12 protein-coding genes are annotated in these 12,436 nt (G+C 32.9%); 7 read left to right on the forward strand and 5 right to left on the reverse strand.

All coding sequences use genetic code 11. The annotated features are described in order from the left end of the window. Positions 1-65: 65 nt before the first annotated feature. Positions 66-359: a hypothetical protein gene (locus BUC29_RS18185; protein ID WP_073417593.1), complete on the reverse strand. Its 294-nt coding sequence runs from the start codon at positions 357-359 to the stop codon at positions 66-68. A gap of 200 nt (positions 360-559) precedes the next feature. On the opposite strand from BUC29_RS18185, the gene BUC29_RS18190 reads away from it, so the two are divergent. The 5 genes from BUC29_RS18190 (at position 560) to BUC29_RS18210 (ending at position 5,789) form a co-directional block, all read left to right on the forward strand. After that, on the forward strand, positions 560-1,150 hold the full coding sequence (locus BUC29_RS18190; protein WP_073417594.1) for a Crp/Fnr family transcriptional regulator: 591 nt from the start codon (positions 560-562) through the stop codon (positions 1,148-1,150). A 72-nt stretch (positions 1,151-1,222) separates the two neighbouring features. Further along, a complete protein-coding gene (locus BUC29_RS18195; RefSeq protein ID WP_073417595.1) occupies positions 1,223-1,924 on the forward strand; it encodes a CPBP family intramembrane glutamic endopeptidase in 702 nt (233 codons plus the stop codon). A 410-nt stretch (positions 1,925-2,334) separates the two neighbouring features. Then, on the forward strand, positions 2,335-3,339 hold the full coding sequence (locus tag BUC29_RS18200) for an alpha/beta fold hydrolase (protein WP_073417596.1): 1,005 nt from the start codon (positions 2,335-2,337) through the stop codon (positions 3,337-3,339). Positions 3,340-3,360: 21 nt separating this feature from the next. Beyond that, on the forward strand, positions 3,361-4,380 hold the full coding sequence (locus BUC29_RS18205) for an MBL fold metallo-hydrolase (protein ID WP_073417597.1): 1,020 nt from the start codon (positions 3,361-3,363) through the stop codon (positions 4,378-4,380). A gap of 35 nt (positions 4,381-4,415) precedes the next feature. Continuing rightward, on the forward strand, positions 4,416-5,789 hold the full coding sequence (locus BUC29_RS18210) for an alginate export family protein (protein WP_073417598.1): 1,374 nt from the start codon (positions 4,416-4,418) through the stop codon (positions 5,787-5,789). Between the two features lie 63 nt (positions 5,790-5,852). On the opposite strand, the gene BUC29_RS18215 is transcribed toward BUC29_RS18210, so the two are convergent. Both BUC29_RS18215 and BUC29_RS18220 read right to left on the reverse strand, forming a co-directional pair. Beyond that, complete coding sequence (locus tag BUC29_RS18215) at positions 5,853-6,212, reverse strand: hypothetical protein (protein ID WP_073417599.1); 360 nt, start codon at positions 6,210-6,212, stop codon at positions 5,853-5,855. 5 nt (positions 6,213-6,217) lie between these two features. After that, positions 6,218-7,084 carry a LysR family transcriptional regulator gene (locus tag BUC29_RS18220; protein WP_073417600.1) on the reverse strand — a complete coding sequence of 289 codons (867 nt, stop codon included), beginning with the start codon at positions 7,082-7,084 and terminating at the stop codon, positions 6,218-6,220. Between the two features lie 85 nt (positions 7,085-7,169). On the opposite strand from BUC29_RS18220, the gene BUC29_RS18225 reads away from it, so the two are divergent. Continuing rightward, on the forward strand, positions 7,170-8,108 hold the full coding sequence (locus BUC29_RS18225; protein ID WP_084538672.1) for an alpha/beta fold hydrolase: 939 nt from the start codon (positions 7,170-7,172) through the stop codon (positions 8,106-8,108). A gap of 51 nt (positions 8,109-8,159) precedes the next feature. Here the strand turns inward: BUC29_RS18225 and BUC29_RS18230 are convergent, their stop codons facing one another. Then, entirely contained in the window at positions 8,160-8,651 is a 492-nt protein-coding gene (locus tag BUC29_RS18230) for a hypothetical protein (protein ID WP_073417601.1), read from the reverse strand. Positions 8,652-8,789: 138 nt separating this feature from the next. After that, positions 8,790-9,638 (reverse strand): helix-turn-helix domain-containing protein, encoded by an 849-nt coding sequence (locus tag BUC29_RS18235; protein ID WP_073417602.1) that lies wholly within the window; start codon positions 9,636-9,638, stop codon positions 8,790-8,792. 238 nt (positions 9,639-9,876) lie between these two features. On the opposite strand from BUC29_RS18235, the gene BUC29_RS18240 reads away from it, so the two are divergent. Beyond that, positions 9,877-12,264, forward strand: a complete 2,388-nt coding sequence (locus tag BUC29_RS18240) for a TonB-dependent receptor (RefSeq protein ID WP_073417603.1) — start codon at positions 9,877-9,879, stop codon at positions 12,262-12,264. The last annotated feature ends 172 nt before the right edge of the window (positions 12,265-12,436 follow it).

Consider the following 12,436-nt stretch of genomic DNA (forward strand, 5'->3'; position numbering starts at 1 on the left):
TGGTAAAATAAAAAAGCTATCTGTTTTTTTCAGATAGCTTTTATAATTGTATAAGGTTAGAAAACTTATAACGGACGATCGATGCTCTCCAGAGAATCGTCATCATAATATTCGTTTTCGTCATCAATGTTGTCATCTAATTCTTCATCGTCCCAGGCAGTTGCATTACATTTGCCTCTGAAATACTGATTTTCCAGATCGCCGCACACAGTTATTGAATCGTATAAAGAAAAAGAATTTGATTCTTGTCTTCTAAATTTCGTTTCGTCATATTGAAAATCCTGGTCATATTGACGGTAATTTTCTCTTTCTTCAAAATTCATGTTAGTATCGTTTAGGGTTATTTTTATGCTCTCCATTTTAGATAATTCGAGATTGTAAATGTATTACTGTTATGTAGGATTAATTTACATTTAAAAGTTTTGTAATTATATAATTCACAGGTTTTTATGATTTTTGTAAAATTTTAAAGGTGTGATTTTAACACATAATTTTATAGAATAGTTTGTGAACCTTTTTTTGTTTCGTAACTTGGTTTTTATAAACCAATACCACATATATGCCCCAAAATCCATCACCAGAAAAAGTAAAGAAAATTTTTGATCGTTATTATCCTGCAGACAGCAATATTTGGAAAGGATTCTCTGAAAAGATAAAAGTCAGGGAATTTGCCAAATCTCAAATTATAAAAAAGTATAATGATATAGAAAGACATCTTAATATCATTGTAAAAGGTTCGGCGGGATTGTTTGTCTGGGATGGAAGCAGGGATATATGTATCAATCTTTTGTATGAAAATAATTTTATAAGTGATTATCTTTCTTTTCTTAATCAGCAGCCAACTGTTATAAAAGTCGAAGCATTAGAGGATATCATTTTGTGGTCGATAAGTTACGAAGACCTTAATGAACTTTACAACCGTTCAGAAACTGGTTTAAGAGTCGGAAAAGCAATTTCAGAAATGCTCTACATACGAAAGCAGCAGGAACAGATAAACCTTTTGACACTAACTCCAAAACAGCGATATCTAAAACTTCTTGAATCTAGTCCAGAAATATTACAGCGTACGTCCTTAAAAATTATTGCCTCTTATCTCGGTTTAACTGCCGAAAGTCTAAGCCGAATTAGAAGAAGAATTACAGAGAGGTAATTTCTTACCCAAAGTCAATTTTATTTTTAGTTTCAATTCCTAAGTTTGTTCAACTAATCAAACAACTTACTTATGGAACGTAAAATTAATTATTGGGCAATTGCAGTTTTTTATATCATTGCCATTATTTGCAGATATGCAGCTGTTAAAACCGATCTACTGTCTGGAATCAGCAACGGATATTTAGTAATCCTGCTTCGTGGCGTTGGCCCGGCTTTGGGTGCAATTGCAGCAGTTACAATATTTTCTCTGCCTAATAAGTTTTCATTAAAAGGAACTTATACTAATATAGTTTTGCCTTTTGCTGTTTATTGGATTTTACCAGCATTTTTAATAGCCGGAGTATATTATTTCATTGAAGGTAAATTTCCAATATTATTAATGTTTACCGTTTTAGTATACGGACTTTTAGAAGAAATTGGCTGGAGAGGCTTTTTACAGGAAGAACTAAAACCGCTTCGAACATTATATGCCAATTTAATAATCGGACTTCTTTGGTTTATCTGGCATCTTAATCTAGAAATGACCGCAAGTAATTTAATTTTCTTGGGAATTATCTTTTTTGGCACCTGGGGAATCGGAAAAATATATAACAAAACAAGCTCATTACTGGCTGTAGCCGGAGTTCATTCTTTAAATAATTTTTTTAGAAATGGTTTACATCAAACAGAACTTATATTGATAGTAGTTTTGCTGGCAATATGGATTGGGTTTATAATTTTTTACGATCGAAAAAATAAACCAAAATATGATTTAGACAGCAGTAATGCGTAGACACATAAATAATCAATTCTGTTAGAAATGTTTCATTGGTAGAAAAATAGAAATCAATCGCATTTACGGGACGTAAACAATGGTAACAATATAATTTTTCTATCGATGAAATGTTTTTACGGGACAAAATTTATATAAAATAGCGGCTGCAGAGACTTTTGTAACAGCTCTTTTTTTATATCTGAATTAGTTTTAAAACGCTTCAGATAAAAATCCAAATTAACCTCATTATCGCTATATCGCCACTAATATATTAGCTATAGCGAAATATAGTAACTAAAATAATTTTGAAAATTTAGCTAAAGTATTGGTAATACGAAGTTTGTAAATAAAGGCATCATTTTAGCCTTTTACTTTTTTATTAAAGAATCAAAATCATAAAAATTACCAACAATTAAATTTTTAAAATTATGAAACCAATTTTCTACCAGAATTCATGGGCAGTAAAAACATTTTTAGGCCTGTTAATAATCAGTTTATTTTCAATTGCTTCTTGTAATAAAAAAGAAGAACCGGCTAAAACCACCGAAGAACCTGCAGTTTCAGCAGAAACAGCTTCAGTAAAACCAGCAGATCCGCCATCAAATTTTAAACATCAAACCGCTTTAGTAAATGGAGTTAATATTCATTACGTAATTGGCGGTAAAGGCGAACCACTTGTTTTAGTTCACGGTTTTGGACAAAACTGGTATATGTGGAATCGTCTGCTTCCTGAACTTTCTAAACATTTTACTGTTATAGCGCCAGATTTACGAGGAGTAGGCGAATCTGATAAACCTGAAGGAGGTTATGACAAAAAAACAATGGCAGCGGATATTCACGAATTAGTAAAAAAACTCGGTTATAATAATATCAATCTTGCCGGACACGATATCGGGCTTATGGTGGCATACGCTTATGCGGCACAATACGGAAATGAAGTTAAAAAACTAGCCTTAATGGATGCGCTTCTTCCGGGAATAGAACCAGTTTGGTCTCAGGTTTCGGCATCAGCATGGTGGTTTGGTTTTTTTGGATGGCCAGCTTCCGGAGATATTGTTGCCGGAAAAGAAAAAGAGTTTTTGACTAATTTCTGGCCAATTGTAGGTCATGTTAAAAATCCGTTTACACAAGAAGAAACAGCAGAATTTATTAGAGCTTATGCGACTAAAGATGGCGCAAAATCAAGTTTTAAATGGTTTGCAAATTTCCCTCAGGACGGAAAAGACAATTTGGTTTTTGCCAAAACAAAACTAAAAATGCCTTTGCTGGCAATGGGGGGAGAATATTTTGCGGCAGCATTTCTTAAAGACCATTCTAAATTAGTTGCCGAAAATGTTACTGAATCTAAAATTGCTGGTTCCGGACATTGGTTAGTTCAGGAAAACACAGCTCAGGTTCAAAAAGATCTTTTAGCCTTTTTTACTTCAAAATAATTTTATTAGAAAAATTAGAAAATGAAATCTAAAAAAATAATTTCAGGATTAACAATAATAATATTGTTAGTCCTGAGTAATACAATTGCTTACGCCCAATTTCCTATGCCGGATCATGTGCCAATTTGGGATGCCAATAAAGTAACCTTAAAACTCCATAAAATATCTGAAAACATATATGTAGTTTCGCCATCAACCGTCGAAACCGAAACTACAAAAGGTATAGCACAAGCCACTTCTGCAGGATTTATTGTGGGCGAAAAAGGTGTTTTGGTAATTGAAACCTTGTTGAGTAAAAGGCTTTACGATCAGTTTTTTAAATTAATCAGAAGCGTAACAAATAAACCGATTGTTTATGCCATAAATACGAGCGATCATGGCGATCATTGTTTTGGAAATTATCTGCTTCCAAAAGAAACAATTATTATTCAAAACGAATTCTGCAAAGAAAACCTATCTAAAAATTACGAAAACATAAAACAGTTTATGATTATGCTTTTTGGTAAAGAAAGAGGAATTGAAGAAAGCGTTTATCGTCCTGCAGATATTACCATTGCAATCAATCAAAATATGAAAATTGATATGGGAAGAGGAAATATCGTTGAGGTTATAAATGTAGGAACGGCGCAGTCTCCGGCAGATCTTTTTGTGTATTTAAAATCACCCGCAGGAAATGTTCTTTGGGCAGGAAATCCTTTTATTGCCGAAAGCCCGACAATTCCGTGGCTTTTTGACGGTTATTTTCTCGAACCTGTAAATAACCTCAATAAGATTTACAATATGATTGGTGATAATGATATTGTTGTTCCCGGTCACGGCCGAATTACCAATAAAGCCGGAATAAAATATACCATTGACTATGTTGAAGCTTTAAAAGCCAATGTAGAAAATGCCGTTAAAAAGGGACTTACTTTAGAAGAAACCAAAACTGAGGTTAAAATGAAAGAGTTTGACAAAGGTTATGAACTTTTTAATTGGCTTCATTTCAATTTTAATATTCCAAATGCTTACAAAGACATTAAACAAAATAGTTCAAAATAATGTCGATTATTTGTAAATGCTTAAAAATAAGAATTATGAAAACTACAATTTTATTTTTGTTTTTGTTGATTTCAATATCTTGTTTTGGCCAGCAGTATCCGGATTTTAAATCACTTCGGTATGATGAAAATTATAGTTTCCTTAAAAATGATACTGTAAAAGACAATTGGTATAAAACAATGAAATTTTTACCGCTTTCCCATTCAAAAAAACATTATATAAGTTTTGGCGGAAGTGTGAGATTTCAATATTTCTATGCCGAAAACGAAAATTGGGGAGACGACCCGCAGGACAGTGACGGCTATATTTTATCAAGATATTTGTTTCATGCCGATTTTCATGCCGGAAGATTTTTTAGGGTTTTTGCACAAACACAAAGTAGTTTGGCAGACAGTAGAATTGATCCAAGTCCCGTAGATCAGAATCCTTTGGAAGTGCACCAGGCTTTCACCGATTTTAATTTCATAAACGAAAAAAGTAAAAAGCTTATTCTAAGAGCCGGAAGACAGGAACTTACATATGGTTCTCAGCGTTTGGTTGCCGTAAGAGACGGTCCAAACAATCGTCAGTCTTTTGATGCTGTGAAGATTATAACTTCAAAAGACAATATTTCGGGAGACTTTTTCTACAGTCATTTTGTGGTTGCTCACGATGGAATTTTTGATGATTCGTCCAATAAAGACAGACAATTTTGGGGAAGTTATTTTGTAATTAACAAAGTTCCTGTTATTAAAAATATCGATGTCTATTATTTCGGATACGAAAGAACAAAAGCAACTTTTAATGATGGTTTTGGAAAAGAAGAACGACATTCTGTTGGAACCCGTATTTGGGGAAAAACCGAAAATTGGCGTTATGATGGCGAAGCACTTTATCAGTTTGGAGATTTTATATCAAAAGACATATCGGCATGGACGGCTTCTATCAATATTGGATATCGTTTTAATTCGGTAAAATTTCATCCCGAACTGGGGTTTAAAGCCGAAGCTATAAGCGGAGACAAACAAATGGGGGATAAGCAGCTGCAAACCTTTAACCCGTTATTTCCACGCGGCGGTTATTTCGGATTAGCTTCAGTAATTGGTCCTTCAAATCTTATTGATTTTCACCCGGGAATAAGCTTACAGCTAAGTAAAAATATCGATTGGATTATTGATTACGACATGTTTTGGCGGTACAGTGCCAACGACGGAATATATGGTCCCAATACATTATTAATTTATCCGGGCGATACAACAACGAATAAGAAAATTGGAAACCAGCTGGAAACTGAGCTCATCTGGCAGCCCAATCCATTTTTGTATTTCCGTTTTGAAAGTACATGGTTTGATGCCGGAGAATACATAAAAGCATCGGGAACAGGAAAAGATACATTCTTCGCAGGAATTACCATGCAGTTGAATTTTTAAGAAAATAAAAGCCTCGAAAGATTTATTTAGAGGCTTTTTATCAATTTAATTTTATGAAAATATCTAATTTAATCTTTCAGAGCTTTCGATTCTTAAACAATGTTCTGTTCCTAAATAAAGTGGATTTCCATGTTTTTCTGACCAAAAGCCATCGAGAACATCTTTTGTAATACATCTGTAAACCGCAACACCTTTGTAAATCTTGTGATCATCGCCCTTATAACTAAAATTGATAACCAGAATATTGTCTTTAAAAAAGCCGTGGCCTTTTTGTATCTGCGAATTATTGATAATCCATTTGGCATTAATCCTGTTATTTTGGTCCAAAGATAAACTCAAAATACCTTTATATGTTATTTGGCTGCTTTCGTCCTGATTACTTCCCGAAATGGAAAAATCGCCAATTAAATCTTGTACTGTCATTTAATTTATTTTTTATTATCGTAAAGACTGATGAAAGCCTTTAATGCTGGTGAAAGCGGGACATCTTTTCTAAAAATCAAAATTGTTTTCATAAGCCCCAATTCTTTTGGAAGTGAAAATGTTTTGATATTTCTTCCGGTATAAAAAGTAGAAATAATTTCCGAAGGTAATATTCCAAATCCAATTCCAGATTCTACAAAATTAATAACACCTTCGATAGAATTCATAACCGTTTTATGATATTGAGAAATGCCTTTTGTTACCAGCCATGCATCTAATCTTGCTCTAAAAACACATCCCTGGTCAAAAACAATAGCTTTTAATGGATTTTTCTTTAATATATCATCTAAACTTTTATGGTTTGATGACGTTACGATCATAATTTCTTCATTGCCAATTTCAATTTGTCCCAATTCTGGGATATCAAGTGGTCCTGGTACAAATGCAGCATCAATTCTAAAATTCATCACATCGTTGATTAAACTTTCACGCATGGCCGATTTGAATTCTAAATCAACAAAAGGAAAATTACGTGCCAGTTCGTCTACAATTTGAGGTCCTTTGGCAGTCATCATAGTTTCAAGAAAACCAATTTTAATTTGTCCTTTTATAACGTCACTTTTACCGACAGAACGTTTTGCTTCGGTTATTAAATGATTAATTTGTTTGCTGTATTGCATTAATGTTTGTCCTGCAGCTGTTAATTCTACTTTGCGCGAAGTTCTGGAAAACAACGGAGCACCAAATTCTTCTTCCAGACTTTTTATGCGCGCCGTAACATTTGACTGAACTGTAAACATTGATTCTGCAGCTTTTGTAAAACTCCCGTGAAAAGCAACCGCTTCAAATAAATTAAGGTCATTTGTATTCATAAATCATATTTTGTGATAACTTGTATCAAAACAAATCATTTTTAGAGATCAAATGTAATCGATACTTTTGACAAAAAAAAGAAAGATGAAAAAAATTAATACCACATTTATTATTGTGATTACCTGTTTAATATCAAATGCAATTGCTATGGCACAATCAACAGTACAAATTCATTATCGTGAAATAAAGGTCAATGGCCAAAATATTTTTTATCGAGAAGCGGGACCTGCCGGCGCACCGGTTTTATTATTGCTTCATGGATATCCAACATCATCGCACATGTTTCGTGATTTAATTCCAATATTAAAGGAAAAATATCATGTCATTGCTCCAGATCTTCCTGGTTTTGGTTATTCTGATGCTCCAGACAGAACAAAATTTGCTTATACTTTTGATAATCTGGCGAAAACAATGCAGTCTTTTATTGATGAACTAAAACTTAAAAGGTTTGCCATTTATGTATTTGATTATGGAGCACCTACAGGTTTTCGTCTGGCATTGGCAAATCCGGAGAAAATAACGGGTATTATTTCTCAAAATGGAAACGCATATGTAGAAGGTTTAAGTTCGGGCTGGAATCCTATTCAGAAATATTGGCAAAATGATACGCCCGAAAACAGAAATGCTTTAAAATCATTTTTAACACTGGAAGGGACTAAATTTCAATATCTGACCGGAGTTTCAGATACGAGTTTAATTGCACCCGAATCGTATATTTTGGATCAGCATTTTCTGGATCGTCCGGAATCTACAGAGATACAATTGGATCTTCTAAAAGATTATAAAACAAACGTAGCGCTTTATCCAAAATTTCAGGAATATTTTAGAAAATACAAACCAAAATTCTTAGCTGTTTGGGGAAATAAGGATCCGTTCTTTTTGCCACCGGGAGCAGAGGCTTATAAAAGGGATATTCCGGATGCAACGATTAAATTTTATGATACTGGACATTTTGCTTTGGAAACTCATGTAAACGAAATTGGCAGTGAAATTTTGAAGTTTATGGCTTCCCTTCCAAAATAATTATATATAAAAGCAATAAAAATCCCGGCTTTAAACCGGGTTTTTTTATTTTTAAATTACAGCTTTATTAATTTTCTTTTGTTTTAAAAACTGATAAACAGAACCCAAAATAAAGAGCAGTAAAATAATAAGCAGTGTTTTCCCAATCACAGGATCTGTAATATCTTTTGCTAAAGGATGCCCAACCGGAATGCGTGTAAAAGTTTCATTTACAGTTGGAAGCATGGATAGAAAAAAACTGAATGAAAGTGCAAAGTTTTCAAAATAACGTGATTTTCTATTTCCTTTTCTTTTTAAATGAAGATAATAAGCTCCCGAAATCAGAATTATAATTAATATTGAAAAAACGTGACCCGGATTAAAACCGCCGTGCTTTGATATTCCTAAAGCTGTTAAAGAAGTGACAAGAGTAGTGTAGAAATAAATTTTTCCTGTAAGCTGGCCTAAATCAATTTTGCCATAACGAATAAATGCTATGATTGCTGCAACGATAGCGATTATTCCGATAAGTGTATGAAAAATTCCTAAAGCTGATAATCCCATAATTTTTGTTTTTTTGATAAGTACTTTTTTTAATTTTAGGTCATTAATGACAATGCAAATTTGCGGTACAAAAACAATAAGGATTTTGTCAATCAGGTCAATTATTTGTCAATTTGGTTCAGCTGGAATATCGCTTTATTATTTTTTGTTTAATCTGTAGTTTGTAGGCGAAGAGTTGTATTTGTCATGAAAACTTTTTGTGAAATTCGACAGATCGTTAAATCCGCAGTCATAAGCAATATCTGTAATACGCTGATCAGTAATTAAAAGCAGTTCGGCTGCTTTTTCAAGTCTTTTGGTTTTAATGTAACTGGCAGGAGAATCGTTATACAATTTGGTAAATTCCCTTTTAAAAGAAGAAACACTTAGATTGTTTTTCTGTGCCAGTTCTTCGATACTTACCGGCTGAAATAAATGCGCTTCTATAATCTGCCTGAAAGTATAAACTGTTGGCGAAAAAAGCTGAGATAATATAACTTGTATTGTTTCGGCACTTTGTGTTTGTGAGAGCAAAAGAATGATTTCTTTTAATTTTAAAATTAAAATTTCATCATTTACCAAAGATGGATTTTCAAAATAAAACAAAAGGCCTTCAATATACTTTTGAATCAAAAAGTCATTATTTATTTTTTCGCTCGACTGGTTGGTTATCTTATTTTTGGGCTGCTGGAGCAAAAACGGAAATTCCTTTTCATAGATTTTTTTTAAAATTTCCGGATGAAAACTAATTACTACAATTTCGTTTTTAGTGCTTAAAACTGAATTGTTTATTTTTTTTCCTGTGTTTAAACAATTTAAAAATAAGGAATAATTAGTAGGAACAACAATTTGCTGATCGTCTACATGAAATTCTATATCACCGTCAAGCGAAAATAAAAAACAAGCATAATCTGAAACTGGAAAATCAAATTCAAATGGGGAATTTAATGCTACTTTCTGCATTAAAGTTTTTCCGAATAAATCAATCTTTTTATAATCAATAACCATTTGTCTAAAATATAAATAATAATGAAAACCTCATTATAAATATTTTTTAAAAGTTTTTGCTGCGCTAAAAAAAAGTATTTGTGTTTAAATAAACGAATTCTTCTTTTTTATATTAAAAAAAATGAAAAATAAACAGTAAAAACTATTTATGTTATTATTATTTGGAATAAATATAAATAATTTGGTTTATTTGAAGACAACACATACATTTGCGTTATCAAAAATAATTCTAAATAACATGAAAGTAAAATTACTACTTCCTCTATTGAGCTTTTTTATGCTGGCAGCAGCTTCGTTTGCACAGACTGGTACAATAAAAGGAACAGTTTCGCTCTCTAATGATGAAGCTGCCGACAATATTTCAGTAACTCTTAAAGGGACAAAAATTGGAACTGTTACTGATGCTCAGGGAAACTATGAGATTAAAAACATTAAACCGGGTAATTACACATTAAGAGCTTCTGTAGTTGGTTTTTCACCAAAAGAAAAAACGATTTATGTTACAGCAGGAAATGTACTTGTAGAAAACTTTACATTGATTACTACATCTGAAGCATTAACTGAAGTATTTGTTAAAGGAAATGCAAACAAATATACAAAGGCAGAAAGCCAGTATGTTTCCCGAATGCCTGTTAAAAACCTTGAAAACTCACAAGTTTATAACGTGGTGACTAAAGAACTTATTAAAGACCAGTTGGTTACAAATCAGGATGAAGCGTTGAAAAACGTTCCTGGTTTATACCAGTTATGGGCTGCTACAAACCGTGCCGGTGACGGAGCTTCCTGGTATTCACTACGCGGGTTCACAACACAGAGTTTGGTAAGAAACGGTCTTGCCGGAAAAGTAAACAGTAATACTGATGCTGTAAACTTAGAAAGAATCGAAGTTATAAAAGGACCATCGGCTACACTTTTTGGAAACGTCGTTTCTTCTTACGGAGGTTTGATCAACCGTGTTACTAAAAAACCGTATGAAACGTTTGGCGGTGAAGTTTCATACCAAAACGGAAGTTATGGTTTTAATCGTTTAACGGCTGATATTAACACACCGGTTAATGATGACAATACCGCTTTATTCAGATTGAATGCTGCTTTTGGAAATGCAAATACTTTTCAGGATTTTGGTTCTTCAAAAAGCTTTTTTGTAGCGCCGTCTTTTTCTTATAAAGTAAACGAAAAACTTACGATTTCTATCGATGCCGAAATAGGAAATCAGGACAACTCTGGTATGCCTTTAATTTATCTTCCTTATGGTGTTTCAATTGCTCAGTTAGGAGTTGATAATGCTAAAGATCTTGATATCAATTTTAAAAGATCATTTTTAGGAGACGAATTTATTATGAATACTAAAACATTAAATGTTTTTGCACAGGCTTTATACCAAATTTCTGAAAAATGGACTTCACAATCTGTATTTAGCAGCAGTTCTAATAAAGCAACGGGTTTACAAACCTGGTTTTACCTTTTGCCAAACCAGCAATTATCAAGAAATGCATGGGATGCAAATGGTAGAGATAACGCTATCGAATTCCAACAAAACTTTAATGGTGATTTCTATTTAGGATCAATGAGAAACCGTTTTTTAGTAGGTGGTGATATCTATTATGGTTCTAATAATTTAGTATTCAAAAATCTTCCGGGTTATGCTGCCTATGATGTCGTAAATTACACAGGAACAGCTTCAAATTATTATGATTTTAATCCAACCAATGTAAGAAACGCGCTTACTGGAAATGGTAATAATCCATATACTAGCACTAGTTCTGTATCAACTTACAGTGCTTATGTTGCTGATGCACTTAATGTTACAGAAAGATTAATTCTTTCGGCTGCAGTTCGTTTTGATCATTTTGAAAATCAGGGATCATTTGATCCTGCCGCAAATACAGAGGCTGGTAAATTTTCTCAAAATGCATTTTCTCCAAAATTTGGTGCTGTTTTCCAAATCTTAAAAGATCAGTTATCTGTATTTGGTAACTACCAAAATAGTTTTAAAAACGTAGGATATGCAAGTGCAAATGTTGGAGGTAATCTTGAATTGAAACAATTTGATCCGGAAAGAGCGAACCAGTATGAATTTGGTATTAAGGCAAATGCTTTCCAAAACAAATTGAGTGCTACAGTTAGTTACTATAACATTAAAGTAAAAGATATCGTAACTGCTGACCCAAATTTCCCAAATGCAAATGTGCAAAATGGTACTCAGTTCAGTAAAGGTTTTGAACTTGAAGTTACAGCAAACCCAATTCCTGGATTAAACTTACTTGTAGGATATTCAAAAAATGATTCTGAGTTAAACGATGTAAGACCTGTAACTGCTGGACCAGAGAATTTAATTAACTACTGGTTTAGCTATAACCTTCAAACAACAAAATTAAAAGGTTTAGGTTTAGGATTTGGAGGTAACTACGGAGATGCTACATACATCTACAATGCCGGTCCGGGAGAAACTTTTGAACTTCCTTCATATTCTGTTGTAAATGCTGCTTTGTATTACGATCAGCCTAAATACAGAGTTTCATTAAAAGTAAATAACCTTACAGATGAATTGTATTTCAACGGTTATACAACAATCAACGTTCAGGCTCCTCGCACAATTATGGGAAGCGTAGCGTATAAATTCTAATTTTAGGAATATTTAGAATAGAAAAAGAGCTGTCTCAAAAAGCTGAGACAGCCCTTTTTTATGTTATTTTAATTCGTAAAAACATATAGTTGGGAGACAATTATATTATTGTCATATTTATGTTAGACATTTAATTTTTAGAGCATTTTTTTATAATCAAATATTCCTGCGG

Source organism: Flavobacterium defluvii, assembly GCF_900129555.1.
Taxonomy (GTDB): Bacteria; Bacteroidota; Bacteroidia; order Flavobacteriales; family Flavobacteriaceae; genus Flavobacterium; species Flavobacterium defluvii.

What these genes read in the sequence shown, in the direction of transcription:
- BUC29_RS18210 (WP_073417598.1), top strand. Translation starts at nt 4,416, where the DNA reads ATGAAAACTACAATTTTATTTTTGTTTTTGTTGATTTCAATATCTTGT.
- BUC29_RS18225 (WP_084538672.1), top strand. Translation starts at nt 7,170, where the DNA reads ATGAAAAAAATTAATACCACATTTATTATTGTGATTACCTGTTTAATA.
- BUC29_RS18240 (WP_073417603.1), top strand. Translation starts at nt 9,877, where the DNA reads ATGAAAGTAAAATTACTACTTCCTCTATTGAGCTTTTTTATGCTGGCA.
- BUC29_RS18235 (WP_073417602.1), bottom strand. Translation starts at nt 9,638, where the DNA reads ATGGTTATTGATTATAAAAAGATTGATTTATTCGGAAAAACTTTAATG.
- BUC29_RS18195 (WP_073417595.1), top strand. Translation starts at nt 1,223, where the DNA reads ATGGAACGTAAAATTAATTATTGGGCAATTGCAGTTTTTTATATCATT.
- BUC29_RS18220 (WP_073417600.1), bottom strand. Translation starts at nt 7,084, where the DNA reads ATGAATACAAATGACCTTAATTTATTTGAAGCGGTTGCTTTTCACGGG.
- BUC29_RS18205 (WP_073417597.1), top strand. Translation starts at nt 3,361, where the DNA reads ATGAAATCTAAAAAAATAATTTCAGGATTAACAATAATAATATTGTTA.
- BUC29_RS18230 (WP_073417601.1), bottom strand. Translation starts at nt 8,651, where the DNA reads ATGGGATTATCAGCTTTAGGAATTTTTCATACACTTATCGGAATAATC.
- BUC29_RS18185 (WP_073417593.1), bottom strand. Translation starts at nt 359, where the DNA reads ATGGAGAGCATAAAAATAACCCTAAACGATACTAACATGAATTTTGAA.
- BUC29_RS18190 (WP_073417594.1), top strand. Translation starts at nt 560, where the DNA reads ATGCCCCAAAATCCATCACCAGAAAAAGTAAAGAAAATTTTTGATCGT.
- BUC29_RS18215 (WP_073417599.1), bottom strand. Translation starts at nt 6,212, where the DNA reads ATGACAGTACAAGATTTAATTGGCGATTTTTCCATTTCGGGAAGTAAT.
- BUC29_RS18200 (WP_073417596.1), top strand. Translation starts at nt 2,335, where the DNA reads ATGAAACCAATTTTCTACCAGAATTCATGGGCAGTAAAAACATTTTTA.